Source organism: Blautia sp. ZXY-1-B12 (assembly GCF_056339915.1).
Genome location: NZ_JBWJVP010000189.1, coordinates 1 through 24,559, shown reverse-complemented (window position 1 = coordinate 24,559; position 24,559 = coordinate 1). Strand labels below are relative to the sequence as shown.

The 24,559-nt window shown below is 40.9% G+C and carries 25 protein-coding genes and 2 pseudogenes; 23 read left to right on the top strand and 4 right to left on the bottom strand.

The genetic code is table 11. The annotated features are described in order from the left end of the window. The 7 genes from AC075L_RS10720 to AC075L_RS10690 form a co-directional block, all read left to right on the top strand. On the top strand, window positions 1-226 hold a 226-nt coding region (locus tag AC075L_RS10720; protein ID WP_476387651.1), incomplete at its 5' end, for a hypothetical protein. Continuing rightward, window positions 204-2,654 carry a beta-mannosidase gene (locus AC075L_RS10715; protein WP_476387650.1) on the top strand — a complete coding sequence of 817 codons (2,451 nt, stop codon included), beginning with the start codon at window positions 204-206 and terminating at the stop codon, window positions 2,652-2,654. The genes AC075L_RS10720 and AC075L_RS10715, both read left to right, overlap by 23 nt. A gap of 24 nt (window positions 2,655-2,678) precedes the next feature. After that, the gene (locus AC075L_RS10710; protein WP_243099524.1) at window positions 2,679-3,770 is read left to right on the top strand and encodes an aldose 1-epimerase family protein; all 1,092 of its coding nucleotides are present in this window, start codon (window positions 2,679-2,681) and stop codon (window positions 3,768-3,770) included. Further along, a complete protein-coding gene (locus AC075L_RS10705; protein ID WP_008706032.1) occupies window positions 3,767-4,447 on the top strand; it encodes a D-lyxose/D-mannose family sugar isomerase in 681 nt (226 codons plus the stop codon). The genes AC075L_RS10710 and AC075L_RS10705 overlap by 4 nt, the downstream gene beginning before the upstream one ends. Before the next feature lie 3 nt (window positions 4,448-4,450). Then, window positions 4,451-4,738, top strand: coding sequence for a hypothetical protein (locus tag AC075L_RS10700; RefSeq protein ID WP_008706030.1), 288 nt, complete (start codon window positions 4,451-4,453; stop codon window positions 4,736-4,738). Between the two features lie 176 nt (window positions 4,739-4,914). Continuing rightward, a complete protein-coding gene (locus AC075L_RS10695) occupies window positions 4,915-5,244 on the top strand; it encodes a PadR family transcriptional regulator (protein WP_020993470.1) in 330 nt (109 codons plus the stop codon). Between the two features lie 3 nt (window positions 5,245-5,247). Further along, window positions 5,248-6,780 (top strand): FtsW/RodA/SpoVE family cell cycle protein, encoded by a 1,533-nt coding sequence (locus tag AC075L_RS10690; protein WP_476387649.1) that lies wholly within the window; start codon window positions 5,248-5,250, stop codon window positions 6,778-6,780. A gap of 76 nt (window positions 6,781-6,856) precedes the next feature. Here AC075L_RS10690 and AC075L_RS10685 read toward each other — a convergent pair whose 3' ends face one another. After that, on the bottom strand, window positions 6,857-7,672 hold the full coding sequence (locus tag AC075L_RS10685) for an RpnC/YadD family protein (protein ID WP_476387648.1): 816 nt from the start codon (window positions 7,670-7,672) through the stop codon (window positions 6,857-6,859). A 294-nt stretch (window positions 7,673-7,966) separates the two neighbouring features. Here AC075L_RS10685 and AC075L_RS10680 point away from each other — a divergent pair, with 294 nt between their 5' ends. From AC075L_RS10680 to AC075L_RS10650, 7 genes are all read left to right on the top strand, one after another. Then, window positions 7,967-8,533: an RNA polymerase sigma factor gene (locus AC075L_RS10680; protein ID WP_195277578.1), complete on the top strand. Its 567-nt coding sequence runs from the start codon at window positions 7,967-7,969 to the stop codon at window positions 8,531-8,533. Then, a complete protein-coding gene (locus AC075L_RS10675) occupies window positions 8,517-9,647 on the top strand; it encodes a DUF4179 domain-containing protein (protein WP_173703306.1) in 1,131 nt (376 codons plus the stop codon). Before AC075L_RS10680 ends, AC075L_RS10675 begins: the two co-directional genes overlap by 17 nt. 516 nt (window positions 9,648-10,163) lie before the next feature. Then, window positions 10,164-10,823, top strand: coding sequence for a response regulator transcription factor (locus tag AC075L_RS10670; protein WP_025581106.1), 660 nt, complete (start codon window positions 10,164-10,166; stop codon window positions 10,821-10,823). Between the two features lie 5 nt (window positions 10,824-10,828). Then, complete coding sequence (locus AC075L_RS10665) at window positions 10,829-12,100, top strand: sensor histidine kinase (RefSeq protein WP_173703304.1); 1,272 nt, start codon at window positions 10,829-10,831, stop codon at window positions 12,098-12,100. A gap of 329 nt (window positions 12,101-12,429) precedes the next feature. After that, window positions 12,430-13,338 carry a hypothetical protein gene (locus AC075L_RS10660; RefSeq protein ID WP_476387647.1) on the top strand — a complete coding sequence of 303 codons (909 nt, stop codon included), beginning with the start codon at window positions 12,430-12,432 and terminating at the stop codon, window positions 13,336-13,338. A gap of 34 nt (window positions 13,339-13,372) precedes the next feature. Beyond that, the gene (locus AC075L_RS10655; RefSeq protein ID WP_476387646.1) at window positions 13,373-13,798 is read left to right on the top strand and encodes a DUF6034 family protein; all 426 of its coding nucleotides are present in this window, start codon (window positions 13,373-13,375) and stop codon (window positions 13,796-13,798) included. Window positions 13,799-13,946: 148 nt separating this feature from the next. Beyond that, entirely contained in the window at window positions 13,947-14,573 is a 627-nt protein-coding gene (locus AC075L_RS10650) for a lactate utilization protein (protein WP_118569573.1), read from the top strand. A 138-nt stretch (window positions 14,574-14,711) separates the two neighbouring features. Here AC075L_RS10650 and AC075L_RS10645 read toward each other — a convergent pair. Next, window positions 14,712-14,909: pseudogene (locus AC075L_RS10645) on the bottom strand (DUF6783 domain-containing protein). Between AC075L_RS10645 and AC075L_RS10640 the strand changes: the two are divergent. Next, window positions 14,868-14,978: pseudogene (locus tag AC075L_RS10640) on the top strand (DUF6783 domain-containing protein); the annotation flags it as partial. The pseudogenes AC075L_RS10645 and AC075L_RS10640 overlap by 42 nt on opposite strands. Here AC075L_RS10640 and AC075L_RS10635 read toward each other — a convergent pair. Continuing rightward, window positions 14,959-15,864 carry an AraC family transcriptional regulator gene (locus AC075L_RS10635; RefSeq protein ID WP_173703302.1) on the bottom strand — a complete coding sequence of 302 codons (906 nt, stop codon included), beginning with the start codon at window positions 15,862-15,864 and terminating at the stop codon, window positions 14,959-14,961. The pseudogene AC075L_RS10640 and the gene AC075L_RS10635 sit on opposite strands and share 20 nt — an antisense overlap. Before the next feature lie 168 nt (window positions 15,865-16,032). Here AC075L_RS10635 and AC075L_RS10630 point away from each other — a divergent pair, with 168 nt between their 5' ends. The 3 genes from AC075L_RS10630 to proC all read left to right on the top strand — a co-directional run bounded on the left by AC075L_RS10630 (window position 16,033) and on the right by proC (window position 18,884). Continuing rightward, window positions 16,033-17,391, top strand: a complete 1,359-nt coding sequence (locus AC075L_RS10630) for an MATE family efflux transporter (RefSeq protein ID WP_173703301.1) — start codon at window positions 16,033-16,035, stop codon at window positions 17,389-17,391. Between the two features lie 119 nt (window positions 17,392-17,510). After that, complete coding sequence (dtd, locus tag AC075L_RS10625; RefSeq protein WP_008706007.1) at window positions 17,511-17,957, top strand: D-aminoacyl-tRNA deacylase; 447 nt, start codon at window positions 17,511-17,513, stop codon at window positions 17,955-17,957. A gap of 132 nt (window positions 17,958-18,089) precedes the next feature. Beyond that, window positions 18,090-18,884 carry a pyrroline-5-carboxylate reductase gene (gene proC / locus AC075L_RS10620; RefSeq protein WP_173703300.1) on the top strand — a complete coding sequence of 265 codons (795 nt, stop codon included), beginning with the start codon at window positions 18,090-18,092 and terminating at the stop codon, window positions 18,882-18,884. Between the two features lie 89 nt (window positions 18,885-18,973). Here proC and AC075L_RS10615 read toward each other — a convergent pair whose 3' ends face one another. After that, a complete protein-coding gene (locus tag AC075L_RS10615) occupies window positions 18,974-19,429 on the bottom strand; it encodes a CYTH domain-containing protein (RefSeq protein WP_173703299.1) in 456 nt (151 codons plus the stop codon). 309 nt (window positions 19,430-19,738) lie between these two features. Between AC075L_RS10615 and AC075L_RS10610 the strand changes: the two genes are divergently transcribed. The 5 genes from AC075L_RS10610 to AC075L_RS10590 all read left to right on the top strand — a co-directional run. Beyond that, on the top strand, window positions 19,739-21,232 hold the full coding sequence (locus tag AC075L_RS10610) for a M20 family metallopeptidase (protein ID WP_476387645.1): 1,494 nt from the start codon (window positions 19,739-19,741) through the stop codon (window positions 21,230-21,232). Between the two features lie 235 nt (window positions 21,233-21,467). Then, window positions 21,468-22,028 (top strand): DJ-1 family glyoxalase III, encoded by a 561-nt coding sequence (locus AC075L_RS10605; RefSeq protein ID WP_476387644.1) that lies wholly within the window; start codon window positions 21,468-21,470, stop codon window positions 22,026-22,028. A 274-nt stretch (window positions 22,029-22,302) separates the two neighbouring features. Further along, window positions 22,303-23,589: a trigger factor gene (gene tig / locus AC075L_RS10600; protein WP_055060328.1), complete on the top strand. Its 1,287-nt coding sequence runs from the start codon at window positions 22,303-22,305 to the stop codon at window positions 23,587-23,589. Window positions 23,590-23,684: 95 nt separating this feature from the next. Continuing rightward, a complete protein-coding gene (clpP, locus tag AC075L_RS10595) occupies window positions 23,685-24,266 on the top strand; it encodes an ATP-dependent Clp endopeptidase proteolytic subunit ClpP (protein WP_008705991.1) in 582 nt (193 codons plus the stop codon). Between the two features lie 75 nt (window positions 24,267-24,341). After that, window positions 24,342-24,559 (top strand): ClpX C4-type zinc finger protein (locus AC075L_RS10590; RefSeq protein WP_476387643.1); only part of this gene is annotated, 218 nt, incomplete at its 3' end.

Sequence of the window (24,559 nt, the reverse complement as noted above, 5' to 3'; positions counted from 1 at the left end):
CGGTATTTGTGAACGGGGTATTGAGACAGGTGTATTTGAAAATGGTATGGTAGTTGTGAACCATCGTTCTATTCCTTATGTACTGCCCGAGAAATACAAGATTGAGAAATATCAGTATTCATTTCATGCGGTACAGAATGGGAATGGTATTCTGGCCGGACATGAAGCAGTGTGGGTAAGCAATGACACAACAGGAGATGATTATGGAGAAAATAAAATTAAATGAAAACTGGAGAATGAGGTGCCTGAATAATGGTAGAATTTCTTCAGAGTGGCAAAATGCTGTTGTACCGGGAAGTGTATATACCGATTTATTGAGAAATCATCAGATTCAGGATCCTTATTGGAAGGATAATGAGGATTCTGTCTGTGCACTGATGGAAGAAGAATATGAATATGAATGCACGTTTATGAACTACGGAACAGACGGGTATACAGACATATATCTGGAATTTGAAGGACTGGATACGGTTGCAGATATCTATCTTAATGATGGTTATGTAGGACATGCCGAGAATATGCACCGTATCTGGAAATATGATGTCAAATCTATACTTCGTAAAGGTGAAAATCAACTGCGAATCATATTTCGGTCTCCTTTGAAATATATCGCTGAAGCATATAAAAAGTATGGAAATATTGGAAATGATGATACTTTTGAAGGATTCATGCATCTTCGAAAAGCTCATTATATGTTTGGCTGGGATTGGGGTGCACATCTTCCGGATGCTGGTATTTTTCGCCCAGTATGGCTGTGTAAAGAAACAGGAGGAAGAATAGAAAGTGTTCATATTTGCCAGAACCACGAAGAGGGCAGATGTACGTTGGAGTTTAAAGGCGAATATGTACTTACACAACCGGGAAATTACCGCACTTTGGTTACTCTGAAATCACCTTGCGGAGAGATTATGGAAACAGAGTTGGACGCAGACGGAGATGGACGGATTGTCATTGATCATCCTTTGCTCTGGTGGGTTAATGGTCTGGGAGAACAGCCTCTTTATGAGGTAGAAGCCGTGCTTATGCTGGAAGAAAAAACTGTTGATACCTGGAAACGGAGAATTGGTCTGCGTTCCATGACAGTAAGAAGAGAAAAAGATGAGTGGGGAGAAAGCTTTGCACATGAGATAAATGGTGTTGCTTTTTTTGCCATGGGAGGAGATTACATTCCTGAAGAACATCTTCTGGGGAGAAGAAGTGAAGAAAAGACTAGACAGCTTCTTCTGGACTGCAAGAGGGCAAATTTCAATGTGATACGTGTATGGGGAGGTGGCTTTTATCCGGATGACTGGTTTTATGACATCTGTGATGAACTGGGACTGGCGGTATGGCAGGATTTTATGTTTGCTTGCTCCGTGTATGAACTGACGGAAGCTTTTGAAACAAATATCCGCCAGGAATTTATTGACAATATAAAACGTCTTCGCCATCATCCGTCACTGGCATTGTGGTGTGGCAATAATGAGATGGAGATGTTTGTAGATGAACGGTGTTGGGTAACGAAGCATACAGAAGTGAGAGATTATCTTCTGATGTACGAACGTATTATCCCCGAAATCCTGAAAGATCATGATCATCAGACCTTTTACTGGCCTGCAAGCCCATCCTCAGGAGGCTCTTTTGATGAACCAAATGATCCGACAAGGGGTGATGTTCACTACTGGAAGGTATGGCATGGAAACAGACCATTTTCCGAATACAGGAAATTCTTTTTCCGGTATTTATCTGAATTTGGATTCCAATCATTTCCCTGTAAAAAGACAATTGAGACATTTACAGATGATCCGGCAGACTGGAATATTTTCAGTTATGTGATGGAAAAACACCAGAGAAATTACGGCGCCAATGGAAAAATCATGATCTATATGCAACAGATGTACAGATATCCGGGAGACTTTGAGACAGTTCTTTATGCTTCCCAGCTTCTTCAGGCCGATGCCATCCGTTACGGTGTGGAACACTTTCGCAGAAACCGGGGAAGGTGCATGGGTGCCGTATACTGGCAGATCAATGACTGTTGGCCGGTGATTTCGTGGTCATCCATTGATTACTGTGGGCGATGGAAGGCGCTTCATTATTATGCGAAACGATTTTTTGCCCCTGTGATGATCTCCTGCGAGGAAGAAAGTTGGATGACAGCAGAAGCAAATATGAATCGACAGCATTTTGTTTTCCCGAAATCTATCCGTTTACATGTGGCTAATGAGACTATGGAGACTAGAAAGATACTGGTAAAATGGCAGATCAGAAATGCAAAAGCACAGATTTTACGGGAAGAGGAGAATATAGTTGTGGTTTCTCCTATGTCTGGTCAGTGGCTGGAGAAAGTAAAACTTCCGGAAATAAATGTTTTCTGTGAGTATGTCAGCTACGAAGCATGGGAAGCAGGGGAAAAGGTTTCGGAGGGAACTACAATTTTTTCATATCCAAAGTACTTCCGATATGAAGATCCAAAACTGAGTTTTTCAATAAACAATGATGAAATTACGGTTACTGCTAATGCCTATGCAAAGAGTGTTGAAATCCAAAATGAAAATCAGGATCTGGTTCTTTCTGACAATTATTTTGATCTGAATAGCAATAGCAGAACGGTGAAAATTTTGAGAGGTAATTCAACGGGAATTCGTGTTAGAAGTGTTTACCAGATACAGTGACATAATTTATATGAGGATATGTTTATGGTTAGAAAAGAATTAATGAGTTATGTAGGAAGTGCTCAGCAACTTATGGCGGTAAGACCAGTTGTATATAAAGAAGGTCGTGCAGAAGGGCTTCAGGCATATGAAGTGAAAAATGACAGATTATCATTTTCCGTTATGATTGATAAGTGCCTGGATATAGCAGAAGTTAATTGGAAAGGATATAATATTAGTTTTTTATCTAAACCTGGGCTCACAGGAAGAAATCATTATGATACTCATGGTGCAGAGGCACAGCGCAGTATCATGGGAGGAATGTTATTCACCTGTGGTCTGGAAAATATTTGTGCACCGTGTTTGGCAGATGGGAAAGAATATCCAATGCATGGAAGAATGCGGACAACACCGGCTGAACATGTTGGCGCAGATACATATTGGACAGACGGTGATGAGCCTCAATATATAATAAACATTAGTGGTGAAATGAGAGAAGCAGAATTATTTGGTGAGAATATGATTTTACGCCGTAGTATTGAAACGACTTTTGGAGTACCGGAAATTGTAATAAAAGATTGTATTACAAATGAAAGTTTTCGGGAAGAAACAATGATGCTTCTTTATCATTTTAATGTGGGATATCCTTTTTTGAATGAAGACTGTGAGATTATTCTTCCGACAAAAGAAGTAATCCCCCGTGATGATGTAGCAGAAAAACAAATCGGCCTTTGGAGTAAAATGGAGAAACCTGCCGATAATGAGCCGGAATGTGTTTTTATACATGAGCTTTCAGCAGATAAAGAGGGAAATACTTTTGCGGCAGTCATCAATGAGAGGTTGGGAATAGGAATAAAAATACAATTTAATCAGAAATATCTACCATATTTTATGCAGTGGAAATCGGTAGCTTCTGGTGATTATGTAATAGGTTTAGAGCCTGCTAATTCCAGTGTGCTTGGAAAGACATATCATTTGGAAAAAGGGGATTTACATACGTTGAATCCTTTTGAAACAGAAAATATAGAGTTGAGACTCAGCTTTCTTGAAGGTAAAGAAATAAAAAAAGTAAAAGAAGAAGCATTACAGTTAGGTACTCAATACAAACAAGATAAAAGATACGAGGAGACAAAATGAAAAGATCAAAAATTAATTCAGAAATTAGACACATGGAAGAACTGATTCAGGAGCATGGATTTGAAATTCCACCTTTTTGCAAGTGGACTCCAGAAGAATGGAATAATAAAGGCTCTGAATATGATGAAATCCGTGATAATATGTTAGGTTGGGATATTACAGATTATGGATTAGGAAAATTTGATGAGATTGGGTTTTCATTAATTACTATCCGTAATGGTAATCTGAAAATGGACAAATATACAAAGACGTATGCAGAAAAATTGCTGGTTGTAAAAGAGGGACAAATGGCGCCTATGCATTTTCATTGGAATAAAATGGAAGATATTATCAACCGTGGAGGTGGAAATGTATTGATTACTGTGTATAATTCCACAGAAGATGGAAAGTTTGCTGACACGGATGTAACTGTTAACTGTGACGGACATGAATATACAGTTCCAGCTGGAACTCAGATAAAGTTGACTCCAGGAGAAAGCATTACCATATACCCATATATGTATCATGATTTTCATGTGGAAGAAGGAAGTGGAGATGTTCTTTTAGGAGAAGTATCTATGTGCAATGATGATGAAAATGACAATCGGTTCTATGAGCCAATTGGACGTTTTCCAGAAATTGAAGAAGATGAAAAACCTTACCGTCTGCTTTGTACTGAGTATCCAAAAGCAAAATAGAAATTGGTAGTAACTGAAAAGGAGTTTGTTGAAGAAAATGATCTCGGATATGCAAGATTTCTTGCAGAAAAAGTGTGTACATTAGCCAATGTTTTTGAAATGGGAAGTTATAATGAATGTGTACCAATGCTGAATATTGTAACTGCCGAGAAAAATGTGAAGGGCACTTTTCAGCTGGCAAAGCAATTGCTGGAAGGTTTCAGAAACGAGGAAGACTTTGATTATATGAGAGAGTATGAACCCTGGAAAAAATTATTAGCAGAGAAGGATAGTAACTTTGGAGTGTTTTAAATTACGATACCATTATATTCTCTCACATAGGTTTTTCTGTCTGAAAAAAAGTATGTAGCTACCAGTAGAGAAATTTAAATCAAAATTATCCCGGAAACAGTTGACATAGCATGCAGGTTTCTATATTATATAGATAACCGATATATAGATAACCTATACAACAGGAGGTGAATACTATGGCTATTGAAAAATCGCTGGTTTCCGGGAGTATGACAATGCTTATACTGAAATTGCTGTCAGAAAAGGACATGTATGGATATGAGATGATTGATACATTGCGGCAGAAATCTCAGAACGTGTTTGAGTTGAAGGCAGGAACTCTGTATCCGTTACTGCACAGTCTGGAGGATAAAGGATTTCTGACAGTATACGAACAGGAGGCAGCCGGAAAGACCAGAAAGTATTACAGCCTGACCAGACAGGGAAGGGGATTTCTGGAAAAGAAAGTAGAAGAATGGAAAGAGTATTCTGCAGCAGTGACCAGCGTGCTTGTAATGGAGGTGTGATCTATGGACGAATATCTGAAAACATTACTGGAACAGATTCGCTGTAAAAAAGCGCGGCCTTATGTAAAACAGGAATTTCAGGATCATATAGAAGATCAGATTGAGGCAAATATGCATGCAGGCATGGATCGTGAACAGGCAGAGAGGGAAGCTGTCCGGGATATGGGAGATCCTGTGGAAACAGGAATCTCTCTTGACAGTGTCCACAGGCCTCAGGTTGCATGGAAACTTCTGGGGATAATCGTTCTTATCAGCATTGCAGGCGTTTTGATACATGCAGGGATTGCCGGAAAAATCAGTGAGAACGCTGCGACCGGTTCGGACAGATATGTGTTCCATGTTGTGATCGGACTTGCAGTTATGATGATTTTATATCTTCTGGATTACACTGTACTGGCAAGATTTTCGAAAATAATTGCTGTCATTTTACTGTTTGCCTGTCTGGTTACCTTGTTGGGTGGCTATCAGTTAAATGGGGCAAGATACTTCATTGTACTGCCGGGAGGAAGAGGAATATCCATGCAGACTCTGATGCTGTTTTATGTTCCCATATATGGAGCAATTTTGTATAAATATCATGGATGGGGATATAAGGGCTTGATGAGAGCAATCATATGGATGATTGCACCTGTTATAATGGTCTATGCCATGCCTGCGCTTATGACGGCTTGTATGATGCTGGTATCTATGCTGGTTATGCTGACAATCGCAATTCAAAAGAACTGGTTCACTGTGAGAAAAAAGAGGACCATGTGCGGAATCTGGGCTGGTTTTCTGGCTATGCCTGTGGCAACTTTTGGGCTCAGGTATCTGAGAAGCAGCCTGACAGAATATCAGATCGCACGTATACAGGCTATTTTTTCAGGTGGTGGAGAAGAGGATTATTTCACCGGAATGCTACATTCATTCTGGCAGCAGAATAAATGGATAGGGAAAAGTGGATCAGATGTAATGGGAAATCTGCCGGCCTTTAATGCGGATTATATTCTGACCTATCTGTCATCTGTATATGGAACAATTGCAGCCATACTTTTATGCTGTGTTCTGGCAGTTCTGATTTTCGCAGTTTTTAATACTGCCATGAGACAGAAGAATCAGCTTGGCATGATGATGGGATGTGGATGCGGAATTGTATTCCTTATAAACTTTTTCATAAATATCCTGGAAAATCTGGGTATATTTCCACAATCAGTAACATTTCTTCCCTTTTTATCAGCAGGAGGAAGCTACATTATAGTTTCCTATGGACTGATGGGGATTGTGCTGAGTACATACAGATATAAAAATATCTATCCACGGCATCTGAAAATAGGTTTTAAATTTGATAAAACCAAAGCGAGAAAAGCCCTGTATGTCTCAAAAATGTCCATGTGCATATGGACAGGAGGCATTGTTGCTGTTATATGCATTGCCATATATTGGGATTTGTGTAAGGCTTATATGAATATTCCGTTTAAAATCGTAACCATTGTACTGACATTGCTTCTGGTTGGAAATATGAGAAAGATCGTGCAGTACAATGAAATGAACAGATAGAAAATGTAAGAAACTGTATTAAGAAAGATACCGCCATATTGATCATGATAAGTCAATATGGCGGTATTTTTATCCGTTAATTATTTGGAGTAATTGTCTTGCGGTATTTTTCACGTTTATCTGCTGGAACTTCCAGGGCGTTCATTGCCTGGTCAATTGTCAGGTTCATATTTTTCATAAGTTTTTTAATGGAGTCGGTTTCTTTAAGTTCCATTCCCTCATCCATTAACATCTGTCCAAGTCTGGTCATTCGCATTACCTCCTTAATTTCATCTAACTCAGCCTTATCTAAGAATTTATCAGCCAGTGTATACAACATTGCGGTTGCCTTTTCAGCACTCAGCTCAATATTGGGCTTTGCCAGACGAATTGCTTCTTTAAACATATCCTTGCGGCTCATTTTTCCGGACATCAATGGTGTCAGGGAAAGAGCTGAGTAATCATCTTCCGTAAAAGCTTCACCGTTATCCTGCTTCTGCTTTAATTTCCGGAATACTTCATCTGCATTCTTATCTTTCAGATAAATCGGTTGCACTCTGTAAGTATATAATCCACAGTCCAGTTCAGATTTCACATTCGTAATCCCGCCGGAATAAATGACGTAAGTAATAACTTTCTTCCCTGTTTTGTTGGAATATACTGCATCATATGCATGGAATCTTCGCAAATCCGCTTCTTTTTTATCCGTAGTCTGAAACTCTGTATGTATATAGAACCCACCCGTAGTCAGAAAGGTAAAGTCCATATACAAAGACTGAATAGTCAGTTCCACCAGCTCTGTTGGTCCGATTTCTTCATACTGGTAATCAATTCCCAGAGTCTTAAGAATCGTATTCCGAAAATAGTCGAAGCCCATTTTCATAACAGCATCTTCGTGTTTAGCGTTTGCCATAAGGTACTCCCTTATTCGTTAAGTATAGTCCTCATTCGTACCTTGAAAATGTCTTCGGCTGTTCTTTTTGCTTTTATCATTTGTAAGGATTTCCGCTTGTCCTCCTTTATATGCTCATTTTACCAGAATATACTTCATTTCTCCAGTCGAAATTGTGAAAAGACAGGTTGACTTTTCGACAGTGTATTGTTTACTCTGAAAAAAGGAAATTATTTTTATTAAAACTGCAACTTTACCATTCAAAATCCGTCTTATTTTATGAAGGCAAAATAAAAGAAACGTGAGGTGAAAAAAGTGGAAGATACAGTAATTATCAATTTGTATTTTGACAGATCAGAAAAAGCCATACAGGCGACCGAAGAAAAGTATAGCAAGTACTGTTTCAGTATTGCCTGGAATGTTCTGTATGATAAGGAAGACTCCGATGAATGCGTCAATGATACATGGTTGGCTGCATGGAATTCTATACCACCCAGAAAACCGGCAATTCTGTCTGTTTTTCTTGGAAAAATAACCCGAAACCTGGCAATTGACTGTTTTCGCAGGAAAAAAGCTGCAAAACGGTCAACAGAGCACATATTAGAATTATGCAAAGAACTGGAAGAGATAGAGGATGTAACAGCATATTCTTTGAATGATGAAATCCAGAGAAAAGAGATTCTGGAAATCCTTGAAAAATTTCTGGAATCCCTGAAAAAAGGTGATTGTGACATTTTTATACGACGCTACTGGTATATGGACAGCATCAGTGAAATTTCAGCCCGGCATGGAATTTCGGAAAGCAGAATCAAATCCAGTCTCTATCGAAGCAGAAAGAAACTATGGGAAAGGGTGAAACATTTATATGGAAAAAGGATTTAAGACATTAGAACTGATTGGTGATCTGGATGATAAATATATTTACGAAGCTTCCAGACCATGGAAAAAACAGCATCGTTTTTTCCATATACAAAGGAGTTGGAAAACAGCAGTCGCCGGGATCATATTGCTTATTATGGTTGGATGCACATTAAGATATCAGGAAGATGTAAAAGCAGCATTACAGAGAGTAACTTCATGGATCGGACAGGCATTGGGAATTAAGAACGGTGATACCGATTCTTATACAAATGTTGTAGGAAAAAGCATTTCAAGAGATGGAATCACCATAACATTAAATGAGATTGTGATGGACAGCAAAAATTTATGGATTGCGTATTCCGACAGCGAAGATTCAGACGCAGATATGAAGGATGCAATGGAAGACAAACTTTTATATACAGAAGTATACATTAATGGTCAAGAAATTCAGCAGGGCTTAGGCCAAAGAACAGTTAATGCTTTCTCAGAAAATCCAATAACAGTGGAAGATTTCACAATCGGAGAAGAAGTCAACACGGAGGGAACTGTAAACATAGAGTTCAAAGTCTGGCCGATTGCAATGGACGATGCTGATACATGGGAAAATGTTCAGAAAATACAGGCTGATACAGAACCTTATACATTTAAACTTGCGACATCAAAAGAAGAGCTGGAGAAAAACACTGTGGATTTAAATCTGAATCAGAATATTAAAATGGATTCCAATGTCCTGAACCTCACAGAATTCAGATGGAATCCATTCGAAAGTACAATTTACGGAATGTATCATGGAACAGTATATATTGACAGCGATTATTATCTGATTGGAACAGACAATCAGGGAAACAAAATCTGCTATCAGGAAACAGGAAGAAATGGTCAGGAAACTATGTTCCGGCAAACGATAGGTCTATATCCCGGATATGAAGAAATCTCCCCGGAAGCAAACACAATCACATTACAGTTATATGAAGTAAAAAACGACACAGCGCATCAGGTGTCTGAAGAAAAAATGGATAAGGATCCCTCTGATGATATCTACGAAGAATCCACAGTCTATGTATATAATGAGGGAGAAAGCCCCACAGATGACGCAATACCAATAGGAGACAAGTTTACAGTACAGATAAGATGAAAATGAAGAAGACATATTATTTAAACAAAGATGTTCTGCCGACAATCCCGGTACCACATGATTGTATAATTAAAAAAATCCGTATAGAGCACAAATGGCTAATATTTACCTTTGACAATGATACATCCTATTATGATTCTGTCAGAAAACTTAGCCCAAACATCAGGAATTTGATTTTGAAATATCATCTAAGTAATCCAGAAGACTTTTCTGTATATAAGTGTAGTAAAACTTTAAAACGAATCTTAAATAAAGAATGCTATATACGCCAGAATACCAGGAAAATTACAAAATTACCCCGCAAACGTCTGGAGTATTTGTACCATAATGTAGGATACTGTTCGATTATAACTAAGTTGCATTCAGATGCTCCTGTTATGATAGATGCAGGGGTTGATTATCTGGTATATGAGTGGATAGAATAGTATGACTAATGAAGTAAAATATATATCTTTGTAGACGTTACATCTTCGAAACGTTATACTATTTCCATAAACTAATCGAGGTGATCCCAAAATGAAAAACAAAATCCTGGTAATCGAAGATGACAGAGCAATTTCCGAATTATTATGTATGAACCTAACCATAGCTGGATACGAAACAGTAGCCGCCTACGACGGAATAGAAGCCCAGCGCCTATTGCTATGGAATGAAGATGCAGACCTTGCAGTTGTCGATATTATGCTTCCCGGCAAAGATGGCTTTGCTCTGATGGAAGATTTCCGCGCAAAGAATCTCCCGGTGATCTACCTTACTGCAAAAGATGACGTAGCATCCAAAGTAAAAGGTCTGAAACTCGGTGCAGAAGATTATATGGTAAAACCATTCGAAATGTTGGAACTTCTTGTACGGATTGAAAAAATCCTTGAAAGAACCGGCCGTGCAAAGAGAATTCTCACAATCAAAAATATTCAGGCAGATCTCCAGAGCCATCAGATTCTGAAAGATGGGATTCCCGTAAACCTGAAACCACTGGAATACGATCTCTTTATCCTGCTCTTACAGAACAAAAACATCGCACTTGGAAGAGAAGAACTATTAAAACGTGTCTGGGGCGAAGAATATCTGGGAGAGAGCAGAACTGTAGACGTGCATATCGGCCAGCTCCGCAAGAAACTGGAGTTGTACGATGAAATAAAAACAATCCCAAAACTTGGCTATCGACTGGAGGACTAACCGCTATGAAGTTGTGGAAACGGACAGTAGCACTGATGCTGATAACACTTTTGTGCTCTCTGATACCGGTCGGTGTCCTGAGCCTGTATGTCACAGGAAAAAGAAGCCTGAATAATGCTGCTGAAACCTATGGACGACAGCTTGCAAATGAAAAAAATCTCCTGGAACAATTCTGGGACAACAGTAAATATGAGCAGATGTCAGAAACAGGAAAAAAATCTTATCTGGAATTCCAGTTTCTGAGATGCTGCGGTGAGAAAATGCTCCTCATTAATTCCGAAAGTAAAGAAGCCGTAGTAAACCGCACAGATTATGAGATTGTCAGCATGGATAATCTCGGTTTAAACAACAAAACGGATTCCTATGAGTACAAAATCCAGAAACTGAATCACAAATACTTACTTTTACAGCATGCGCTGCTTACAAATCCAGAGGGTTACGAAATACTTTCAGTCCGTGATGTTACTTCTATGTTTACGGAACTGAGACAGACGGCAGCCTGGTTCCTGGGAATCTATCTGGCAGTATTTTGCATTGCTGGTCTGTTTATCTATCTAATGATGAAGCGGACCGTACAGCAAATGGAAAAACTGCAGGAAGTAGCCGGAAAACAGGAAATGCTTATGGGAGCACTTGCCCACGAAATGAAAACACCTCTTACTTCTATTATTGGATATTCAGACACTCTGCGGCATGTAAAACTAAACGATGAACAAAAAGACCGTGCCTTGGAACATATCAGCCGTGAGGGAAAAAGACTTGAAAAACTTTCCGGAAAAATGCTCCAGATGCTGGGGCTCCATCAGAATGATTCAATAAAAATGGAGTCACACTCTATAGGAGAACTGCTGGAACATGTAGTTCAGCTAGAGGCAGAACAGGCAGCGCAGAAACAGATACAATTACAGACAGAATACGAAGATTTTTCCCTGAAAATGGATGAAGAATTAATGGAAAGCCTGATCGTAAATCTGACAGACAACGCTCTGCATGCTACAGAACCAGGAGGTTATATTACTCTGAAAGCATATAAAGAATCAGGCAAAAAAATTCTGGAAGTTGCAGACAACGGTCGGGGAATCCCACAGGAAGAAATGGGAAAAATCACAGAAGCTTTTTACATGGTAGACAAATCCAGAAGCCGCCAGGAGGGCGGAGCAGGACTTGGACTTGCGTTATGTGTAAAAATTGCAGAAGTTCATGGAGGCAGACTGGACATCACAAGCCAGCTTGGAACAGGAACGAAAGTAAGAGTAATATTTGATAAAAAAAGATAAGGATTTAACCTGATCAAACAAATATTCTGCTTCAATTATGAATAACTGACCGATCCAGACGGATTCACTCGTTATTACATGGACAATATTAAACAGATGAAATTTACAACTTGTTTACATCTTGATGAATACATTAGAAGTACAGTATGGTACTCTTTTCTTATAAGAAGAGGGTACCTTTTTTAACTAAACTGCGAAGCAGATGATTTTATCCGCTTGACTGAATCAGGAATGTAAAGAATGCGGATAATTTTATCTGACTGACCAAATTAAGCAGCAAAGAAAATATTTTATCTGCTCAGCTACATATGCGAAAGGAGGAGAAAGAAATGAAGAAAATAAAAATATTTGTGGGAGTTTTTTTATGTATGAATCTTTTTACAATATCAGGATGTGATAAGGTCGTTCATTCTGCTGTTGTAGAAGAAAAGGATAAGACTGCTGCAAAGAAAGAGGAAAACAAAGAGAAAGAAACAGTTCAGAAAACAGTCACTGAACAGGTGCAGGCTCCGAAAACCTACCAGACAACCATCCAGTCCGATTTAAGATCCGCAGAACGAACAGATCAGGAAAATCCTATGAAATTTACCCTGACAGCCGATGCTCCGATAGAAGTGCCGGATGTGGATGCCATATGCCTGAAAAATGTAAAAAAAGTGACAATTTCTGAAGAAGAGCCACAGAAAGCACTGGATACTTTTGCCAAAGGGCAATTGTTGAAACAAGATTATGATGGATTGGCAGAAACATATGAGGTGGATGGACTGACGTACCAGTATACAGGTACATTCCCCGATTTAGAAGCATTTAGTTTTTGGGAAAAATATGCTGCGTTTGATGATGTGAACGAAGAAAATATGTCTCAGGATGAGAAAAAACAAAGAGCAGAACGATTTCAGAATTATATAAAAGCAGGAAATCAGAATATGACTAATGACGGCGCAGAAAATTATGTAAAGGATATTGTTTCTGGAGAATGGCACCTGTTTGACAGTGCATCAAAAGAACTCACAGAAGAAAACTGCACTTTGGAAAAGACCTCTTTTTTCTTTGAAAGAATGGTCGATGGTGTGCCTGTTAATTATATACGGAATTCTTATCTGCCATATGATGAATTATCCCGTCCCTGGATAGATGAAGACGATAATTTTCATGAAGCGAAGTGCGATGTGTGGGATAATGAATCGCTGACAATGATTTTTCTGCAGCGGAACACTTCAGAGTTTCCAACACAGTGATCCAATTGAGGTATCAGATGATTCGGACGAAGCATTGTTTCTTCTGCCATTTGATGAAATCAAAGATATTTTTGAAAAAACAATCACCATGCAGATTATGACAGAGCAGGAAAACCGTCTGCCGGCAGTAGATGGCATAAGTTTCACCCGCTATCCATCCATTGATGCACAGACAGTTGAGATGACGATAACAAAAGTTCAGCTTGGATATATGCGTGTGCGGAATGGCAGCAGCAGTACAGAGGGAAGCCTGATACCGGTATGGGATTTCTACGGAACCTGGAATTCTCAGGAACCGGCCTATGCAGATGGCGGTGATGAAATGGTTATAGACAGCGTTACTATGGATCGCATCGGTGTACCGCTTCTCACAATCGATGCACGAGATGGCAGTGTCGTACAAAGAGTACAGAGCGGACCATCTACTACGTTTCCTGGTGGTATTGGAGAATGTGAATAAACCGTAATAAAAAAAGTGCAGTGTTTATCTGATTAAAATAGAAATGAAACCGGAAATATGGTATGATTGGGACAACAATAAAAACCAGAGCGTGTTTGAAAATAATTTCTACAATCTGCATGCTCCAGACATTAAGGAGGATACAACAATGGATGCAAACATGAAAAAAAGAAACGAGCTTTTGGCAAAAACAGTGATTAAGGGACTGGAATCCCGCAATATGTCCGGGTATTATGCACAAGATAAAGAAGCAGCATTAAAGCAGGCTCTGGAACTGATCCCAAACGGAAGCACAATCGCCATGGGCGGATGCATGAGTGCACATGAGATCGGTCTGGTCAAAGCCCTGCAGGATGGAGAGTATAATTATATTGACCGCGCAAAGCTTGAACCTCGTGAGGGACTTATGGCAGCCTATGATGCAGATTTCTTTTTATCCAGTGCCAATGCAGTCACAGATGATGGCGTCCTTGTCAATATTGACGGCAATTCCAACCGTGTATCCTGCATTGCCCAGGGCCCGAAAAAAGTAATCTTTATTGTAGGTATAAACAAAGTCTGTCCGGATCTTGACAGCGCAATGAAGCGTGCCAGAAATGTAGCAGCTACAGCTAATGCACAGAGATTTGATATCAAAACTCCATGTAAGGAAACTGGAAAATGCTTTGACTGCAAATCTCCGGATACCATTTGCTGTCAGTTTCTGATCACCAGATATTCCAGACATAAAGACAGAATCCATGTGATTCTGGTAAATGACACACTTGGGATGTAACCAAATCAAGTAAGTCCCCGGCTTCGATTGAACACAAATAATAAAAAAGAACAGTCTCATTGACGCATAATAAGTCAAAGGGGCTGTTCTTTTTTGAAAAGAATAGGTCTGAAAAAGTCAATATCTGTATCATGTAAATCAATACCGGAATGGTTTCTGACACAGAATCCTAATATAATATCCATGCGGCAGAAGGATAACCATATAAAAGAACAGATACAGGTTAGAGCGTGTCTGAAAAATCATTCCCGCAATCTGCACGCCCCACTTTGCGGGATATTTCACCCGAATTCAGTTGCCGTAGCCCGCTACGGCGCCCTCATCCGGGCAAAATATCCCACAAATTGTGACGCACATCTTGCAGAAAGCATTTTTCAGACACGCTCTAGCACTTTTGCAGCTTAAGAGAATTGTATTCACCGGGATTGCATCCGAATTGTCGGCGAAATGCCCGGGCAAAACGGCTGGCGTTGCTGAAGCCTGTCATATCTGCAATCTGGATCATAGAATACTGGCAGCTCTGAACCAGAGGCAGACTCTGGTTGACACGATATTCTTCCAGATAGCCGGTAATTGTCTTGCCGGTCATTTTTTTGAACAGGCGGCAGCAGACCTCTCTGGACAGATGAACCTGGTCTGCCAGTTCCTGCAGAGAGATTACGGATTCAAAATGCGTATTAAGATAATCCAGCATTTGTTCCAGCCTTTCCAGTTCCAGCTGGTTGGCCGGAATAAATTTTGCAAGATCATTCTGGTGTTCGCAGAGAATCATACCGAAAATCTCACAGAGAAGCCCCTTAATCTTCAACTCATAACAGAAGGTTTTCTGGTCAAAGAGTGCTTCTGTTTCATTGAGCTTTTGGATCACAGTCCGGGTACATGAGTTTCCGGAAGTAAGAAGGATACAGGGGACAGAAGAATTCTGGAGAAAAGGGCGAAAACATCTATGTTCCACATCACTTCCGTATTCGCCGCATATGAAATCCGGACGTGCCAGAAAGGTACTGTATCTGGCATGATCATTATTAGGTGAGTGACAGCTATGGGGTACATTTCGGTTCAGAAGAAGAACATCTCCAGATCTTACAGTATAGCTTTTCTGATACACCTGATAGATAGATTCCCCTTCTCTGGGAAGACTGATCTCCAGGTCATTGTGCCAGTGGATAGGTACACTTTTTCCCTCAAATGCCCACAGGTCATCATGATTAACGGTCATGGGAAAACCGACAGTTCCATGTTCACAAAGTTCGCGATTGGTTTCATCTACAAGAATTTTACGCATAGCCATATTACAGTTCTCCGATTTTATTATATGTACGCTGTGATGAATTGCTCACAGAAGCATGATCATCAACACGATCTGACAATTTATCACAGGATATATTCATTACAATGCTTGTTATAACCACAATTATAACGTTGGTATGCACATCGTGCAAGGAGAGGAGTAGGAAACATGGCAAGATCAAAAGAAATGGATCTGACTACAGGTAATCCGTTCCGGTCACTGCTGAAATTTGCGATTCCTGTAATTCTGGGAAATCTGTTTCAGCTTTTTTATACACTGGCGGACTCTGTGATCGTAGGAAAAACGCTGGGAGCAGACTCCCTGGCAGCAGTAGGTTCCACCAGTATTATTATTTATTTTGTATTCTGTTTTATTAATGGATTCACAGGTGGATTTGGTATCTGTCTGGGACAGAAATGTGGGGCAAAGGATGAAAAAGGAATGCGTAAGAGCGTTGCGGTTTCCGCACTTTTGAGTATTGCCTTTACAGTAGTGCTGACACTGATCTGCTGTCTGCTTTCTCATCAGATCCTGCGCTGGATGCAGATTCCTGCTGATATTTCCGGTGAAGCATACGACTATATGTTTGTGGTTTTACTTGGTACAGGTGCTACCGTTTTCTACAACATGATCTCAAATATGCTCCGCGCATTGGGAGACAGTAAAACACCATTGTATTTCCTGGTATTTTCATCTGTATTAAATATTTTTCTTGATATTCTGTTTATTGTACCGTTTCATATGGGGGTGTCCGGTGCTGCATGGGCGACTATTCTGTCACAGTTCCTTTCCGCAGTGCTGAGTCTGGTTGTAGGACTGAAGAATTTTCCGATTCTGCATCTGCACAGAGAAGATTTTACAGATTTAAAAGACACGGCAGTCCTGCACCTGAAGACCGGATTTCCCATGGGATTCCAGATGTCTGTCATGTGTATCGGACAGCTTGCCATGCAGGCAGTGGTAAATTCACTGGGTACTGCAGCAGTTGCAGGATATACCGCAGCATCGAAAGCAGATCAGCTTTCTGTACTGGTAAACAATGCAATGATGACCGCAATTTCCAACTATGTAGCTCAGAACTTTGGTGCAGGCAGATGGGACCGTATCCGTCAGGGCGTGCGCGCCTGTCTGATCCAGACAGAAGCATTTAACCTGATCATGTGTATTGGAATTCTGCTGCTGAGACATCCGATCGTAAGAATGTTTCTCTCAGATCCCACAAAAGAAATCTATCACTATTCAGATATGTATCTGACGATTGTAGCTCCCTTTTACTTTGTGCTTGGACTGCTGGCAGTATACCGTACATCCATCCAGAGCATGCAGAATGGCAAAGCACCTTTTGCTGCATGCATGATTGAACTGGTTATGCGAATCGCTGCAACAGCAGGTCTTTCCGGAATTATCGGATATACATCTGTATGTATTGCCAGTTCAATGGCATGGATCGGAGCCTGTGCACTTCTGATTCCGGTTTATTATAAGATGATGAAAGGAAATTGTGCAGCATTACTGAGAACGGAGTGACGAGTAACAAGATTTTGAGATAACAGCCGTAAGGTGACACTTTACAATGGAAAAACGGATAAAAATGTGCTATGCTATCTATCAACAGACAGAAATCCGTTGATTAAGGAGAGTGAATTATGCGTTTTGTAATTCAGAGAGTAATGCATTCAAAAGTGACAATTAATGGTGAAGTACGAGGCCAGATAGGCAAGGGATTTATGGTTCTTATCGGAGTAGGAGAAGAAGATACCGTTGAAATCGCAGATAAAATGATCCATAAAATGGTTAATATGCGTATTTTCGAAGATGAAAACGGTAAGACAAACCTTGGCCTGAAGGAGGTGGGCGGAAGTCTTCTGCTTATTTCCCAGTTCACATTATATGCTGACTGTAAAAGAGGAAACAGACCTTCCTTTATAAGAGCAGGGGCTCCTGATATGGCTGAAAATCTGTACAAATACATAATTGCCAGATGCAAAGAACACATTGATATTGTCGAGCAGGGAGAATTTGGGGCAGATATGAAAGTGGAGCTTGTGAATGACGGTCCCTTTACAGTCATATTGGACAGTAATGAATTATAATTATCTGTAACTGTTCAGTATTTTACGGCAGATTGCCGGATGGTTATCATTATCTATAACAAGAAAAAGATATGAAAAAAGCAGTTATAAATTATCAGAAAGCAACAGGAATTGCAAGAGAGGAGCAGATTTATGAAAATCGGATTTATCGGATGCGGAAATATGGCTTCTGCCATGATCAGTGGTATGCTGAAAAAAGGACTTTATAAAAAAGATGAGATTATTGTTTCCAATCTTTCAGAAGAAGGAAGCAAACGAAGCAGAGAAAAGCTGGGAGTGGTTACAACCCTGGACAACCATGAAGTGGTAAAAAACACAAGACTGGTTTTCCTGGCCGTGAAACCGCAGTTTTATGAAGAAGTGCTGAATGAAGTAAAAGATGAACTGACACCGGAACACACAGTTGTAGGCATTGCACCGGGGAAAACTCTTGCCTGGTTAGAAGAAAAATGTGGACAGCCTCTGAAAGTGGTAAGAATGATGCCGAATACTCCTGCTCAGGTTGGGGAGGGGATGACAGGCGTATGTGCCAATGAGAAAGTATCGGCAGAAGAACTGGCTCAGATCTGTGAGATTACAGACAGCTTTGGACGTACAGAAGTAGTTCCGGAGCGTCTGATGGACGCAGTAAGTGCTGTAAGCGGATGTTCACCTGCATATGTTTTTATGTTCATAGAAGCAATGGCAGATGCTGCGGTAGCCCAGGGAATGCCAAGAAAACAGGCTTATCAGTTTGCTGCACAGGCTTTACTTGGAAGCGCAAAAATGGTACTGGAAACAGGCATGCATCCGGGAGAACTGAAGGATATGGTATGTTCACCGGCCGGAAGTACCATCGAGGGAGTAAGAATCCTGGAACAGAACGGATTCAGAAGTGCTGTCTTTGAAGCTCTGAATGGAGCTGCTGAAAAAGGTAAAAAGATGTAATCTTAGTTATATATTATATATAAGAGGGACGCTCCGAAATATTGTTCTGCAAATACATATTAACAGAACAATATTTCGGAGCTGTTTTATTATAAATTCCCCTGACTCAGATGACTGTTGTGGTATTTACCGGAGTTTGTAACATCTTCTCCAAACCATACAGGTGGATTATAACTGAGCGCCTGTTCTTCAGAAGAAAATTCCACTTCTGCGAGATAGAGTCCCTCATAGGGGCCATCAAATACATCCAGTTCAATGGTGAGTCCATCCTTTTCAGGAATAAGATAGCGGGTTTTGGAAATAAGGATTCCGTCAGCTTTTGGACGCATATGTTCGTAGGATTCTTTTGTAAGTGGAAGATTATATTCTTCGCGGGTCATAAGACCTTTGGATTTATAGGTGAGATAGTAGTTATCATCTTCTTTGCGGATACGGACTACCGGTGCGGTGGATAAATAGCCCTGTTCGAGTTTATGGTGTGGATAAGCATCAAGATTTGCTGGCAGATTTTCTTTGGATATTAAAAATTTACGTTCGATTTCCATTTAAATTTCCTCCATTGAGTTAAAATGTGTTAATCTTTTAGTTTGTGCTATAATGATAATAGCATATATGAAAAATAATGAAAACGCATATTTTACTTAAATCAAACGGTGATATCGTTACTGTTCATTCCGTTCTCAGTAACGTAGCCAAAATTCCAGATTGCCTGCGGAAATGGAATTTTGGCTTGTATGTCTCGGGATAGTGGTGTGTGAACAGTAACATGATATCTGCTTAATGTAAAATAGATAAAAATGTTGTGGGGAATGAAGAAGAAAGTAGGAAACAGCACGGGACAGGAGGAAAAATATATGGATGAATACATAAAAGAAATATCAGAAAAAATTGAAGATAAAAAAGAATATTATGCCAAAATCAGCGATAAAATCTGGGAGTATGCGGAGCCGAGATTTCAGGAATATGAATCTTCTGAATTGCTTCAACAGTCGTTAAAGAAAGAGGGATTCTCTGTTAGATCAAATCTGGCAGGAGAGGAAACAGCATTTATTGCAGAATACGGTTCCGGAAAACCGGTTATAGGATTTCTTGGCGAATTTGATGCTCTGCCGGGACTTTCGCAGAAAGCAGATACTACCGAGAGAATCCCGGAAGAAAAAACATCAGATTCAAAATATGAAAGCGTGTCGGAAAGAGAAAAGAAACAAAATCCAGGTTCAGGACATACTGATAATTGTGGTCATGGCTGCGGTCATCAGCTTATCGGAACAGGCACCCTTGCTTCCGTCATCGCATTAAAAGACTTCATGAAAGAACACAACCTGAAAGGAACAATCCGCTACTACGGCTGTCCTGCTGAAGAGAATGCCGGAGGCAAAGCGTTTCTCGTACGTGACGGCTATTTCGACTGCGACCTCGCCCTCTGCTGGCACCCGGAGCAGGGACGACGTGCATGCTACGGAAGCACCAAAGCAAACTTCAGAGTCTTCTTCACATTCCACGGAACCCCGGCTCACGCCTCCATGTGCCCGGAATTGGGCCGCTCCGCACTGGATGCAGTAGAATTAATGGACGTAGGCGTAAACTACATGCGTGAACACATGATAGACGAAGCCAGAATCCACTATGCCATCACAGACACAGGCGGAGATGCCCCAAACGTAGTCCAGTCCAGAGCCCAGGTACTCTACGCCATCCGCGCGCCAAAGATCACTCAGGTAAAAGAACTCTACAACCGTGTATGTAATATAGCCAAAGGCGCCGCCCTCATGACCGAAACCACCGTAGAAATCCGCCAGGTAGCCGCTTACTCAAACCTGATTTCCAGCAAAATCCTTGCAGACCATATGAACACTTACCTGGAAAAACTCGGCCCTATTCCATACACAGAGCAGGAATATGCCTACGCACAAAAATTCCAGCAGTCCCTCTCGGATCAGGACAAAAACCAACTCCCTACAATCGCCCGGGACTACTTTGGATCAAACGCCGCCGAAGCCATGAAAAAACCAATCTTCCAGCCAATAGCCAGCCAAAACCTGTACAGCGACCTCAAATACTCCACCGATGTAGGCGATGTAAGCTGGATTGTCCCAACCGTCCACCTCAACATCCCCACATTCGCCGCAGGAACCGCCCTCCACTCCTGGCAGGCAGTAGCCCAGGGCAAATCCTCAATCGCTCACAAAGGAATGCTCTACGCCGCCAAAATCATGTCCCTCACAGCTCTGGATTTTTTACAAAATCCAGAACTGGCAAATCAAGCCAGAAAAGAACTGACAGAAACATTAGACGGAGAAACATATCCCAATCCATTGCCGAAAGACTTGAAACCAGAGCTATGGTAAAAATAACATTTTGCCAGTTCCCAGCGCGAAGCCATCTGTCTCCTGGGGTGAATTTGAAGAGTTACTTAGGCTCACGAAACTGAACCCCAGGAGACAGATGGCTTCGCGCGCCCCTGCCCAGTGTCCCTACCCAATCCAAACAAACATTGTAACTATCCATAAAAAATGCTATAATTCATTTCAGAAAAACAAGATAAAAATCTTAAAAAATACAACAATCAGGAGGCACAAAAAAATGAGTAAAAAAGTATACATCTTTCTCGCCGACGGATTCGAAGACATCGAAGGCTTAACCGTAGTAGACCTTCTCCGCCGCGCCGGAATCGACATCAAAACCGTATCCATCAAAGAAACCACCCGGATCCAGACATCCCACGGAATCACCATGCTCACCGACGCCACATTCGCTGAAACCGACTTCGCCGACGCCGACATGCTCGTTCTTCCGGGAGGAATGCCGGGAACCAAATACCTTGCCGGCTACAAACCACTCACTGACCTTCTGACCGACTTCAATAACAAAGGCAAAAAAATCGCCGCTATCTGCGCAGCTCCAAGCGTATTTTCCGGACTGGGATTCCTCAAAGGCCGCAAAGCAACTTCCTATCCGTCATTCATGGAGATTCTTTCCAAAGATGGCGCAGTAACAAGTGAAGACAGCGTGGTAGTAGACGGAAACATAACCACCAGCCGCGGCCTGGGAACAGCTGCAGACTTCGCACTCTCCCTGATTTCACAGCTCGAAAACGAGGAAAAAGCAAAAGAAATCGCAGAATCTGTAGTTTACACACGTTAAAACATCCCAAAACCCTTATTTTTATGCGAAAAAACACTAGCACTTTTAGATTTTTTGTGCTATACTGCTACAATGACTGTAAATATATAATTGAGTTATAAACAGACTTCTTGCGTTACTGACACAGAGTGAACAGTAACTCTCCCGCTTCTGCAATAGTGGGAGCGGAGCTCAGACTTGAATATATAAAAATAGGTAAAAACTGTGAATGATATAACGCAGCTGAAAAACCAGTCGCAAAATATAACCTGAATTTAAGGAGGAACATTGTAACATGAGTTTACAGGTGGAAAAAATGGAAAAAAACATGGCTAAACTTACTATCGAAGTTGCCGCTGAAGATTTAGAAAAAGCAATGCAGAATGCATACCAGAAAGCAAAAGGAAGAATTTCCATCCCTGGATTCCGTAAAGGAAAAGCTCCAAGAAAAATGATCGAGCAGATGTATGGCAAAGGAGTATTCCTTGAAGATGCTGTTAACGCTCTGATCCCGGAACACTACAGCAAAGCATTAGCTGAATGCGAACTTGAGATCGTTTCCCAGCCTACAATCGACATCACACAGGCTGAGCCTGGAAAAGCATTCATCTTCACAGCAGAAGTTGCTGTTAAACCGGAAGTTACATTAGGTGATTACAAAGGTGTAGAAGTACCGAAAACTGAAATCACAGTAACAGACGAAGACGTAGAAGCTGAACTCAAGAAAGAGCAGGAGAAAAACTCCAGAACAATCAGCGTAGAAGACCGCGCAGCTCAGTTAAATGATATCGTAACAATCGACTTCGAAGGATCTGTAGACGGAGTACCTTTCGATGGCGGACAGGCTACAGAGTATCCTCTGACACTTGGTTCCAACACATTTATCCCGGGATTCGAGGAACAGCTTGTTGGTGCTAAAGTTGGCGATGATGTAGACGTAAAAGTTACATTCCCTGAAGAATATCAGGCAAAAGAACTTGCAGGTAAAGAAGCAATCTTCAAATGCGCAGTTAAGAAGATCGAAGCAAAAGAACTTCCTGAACTGGATGATGATTTTGCAAAAGATGTCTCTGAGTTCGATACACTTGCAGAGTACAAAGAGCATGTGAAAACAAACCTTGAAGATAAGAAAGCAAACGAAGCAAAACGTGCAAAAGAAGATGCAGCAGTAGATAAAGTAATCGAAAATGCACAGATGGATATTCCGGAAGCTATGCTTATGACACAGTGCCGTCAGATGCTTGATGATTTCAGCAGAAGAATGCAGTCCCAGGGATTATCCATGGATCAGTACTTCCAGTTCACTGGCATGACAGCTGATAAGATGATGGAAGATATGAAACCACAGGCATTAAAGAGAATCCAGACAAGACTGGTTCTTGAGAAAGTAGCAGAAGTTGAGAACATTCAGCCGACAGAGGAAGAAGTAAATGAAGAGATCTCCAAGATGGCTGAAGCATACAAAATGGAAGCTGACAAGTTAAAAGAATTACTTGGAGAGCGTGAACTTGAGCAGATGAAGAAAGACATGGCTGTACAGAAAGCAGTTACTGTTATCGCTGACGCTGCTAAGGAAGTTTAATTTTAAAGTAATCGAATTTTAAGAACCGGAAAGAGACAGGCTCAGATGTCTGCCTCTTTCGGAAAAAAGTCAGCCGCGTAAATGGAGGCGTTTATATGAGTTTAGTACCTTATGTCATTGAACAGACAAGCAGGGGAGAGAGAAGCTATGATATCTATTCAAGGCTTCTGAAGGACAGAATCATTTTTCTTGGTGAAGAAGTAAATGATGTGAGTGCAGGACTGATCGTATCACAGCTTCTTTTCCTGGAAGCAGAAGATCCTGGTAAAGATATTCAGCTGTATATCAACAGCCCGGGCGGTTCCGTAACAGCCGGCATGGCGATCTATGATACCATGCAGTATATTAAATGCGATGTTTCTACCATTTGTCTTGGAATGGCTGCCAGCATGGGTGCCTTTCTTCTGGCAGGCGGTGCAAAAGGAAAGAGATTTGCTCTTCCGCATTCCACTATCATGATCCATCAGCCATCCGGCGGTGCGCAGGGACAGGCAACAGAGATCCAGATCGTGGCAGATCATATCGCACAGACAAAGAGAACTTTAAATGAGTTATTGGCTGCAAATACCGGTCAGCCGATAGAAGTTGTTGAGCGTGATACAGACCGGGACAACTATATGACTGCTGAAGAAGCAAAGGCATATGGACTGATTGACGGTGTAGTCATGCATAAATAATGCGAAAGATAAGACTCCTGTGAATCGTCACAGGAGTCTTATTAGTTAGTATAGAGAAAGGACAGACATAAATTCATGGCAGAAAAAATGAGAGAAGGAAAAGTAAGATGCTCCTTTTGCCAGAAGACAGAAGATCAGGTAAGAAAACTGATCGCAGGTCCGGATGGTAAAGTATTTATATGCGACGAGTGCATTGGCATCTGCTCAGAGATCATGGAGGAAGAATTAAATCCTTATGATGACGAGGTTTTGAATTCTGATATTAATCTGTTAAAACCGGAAGAGATCCATGC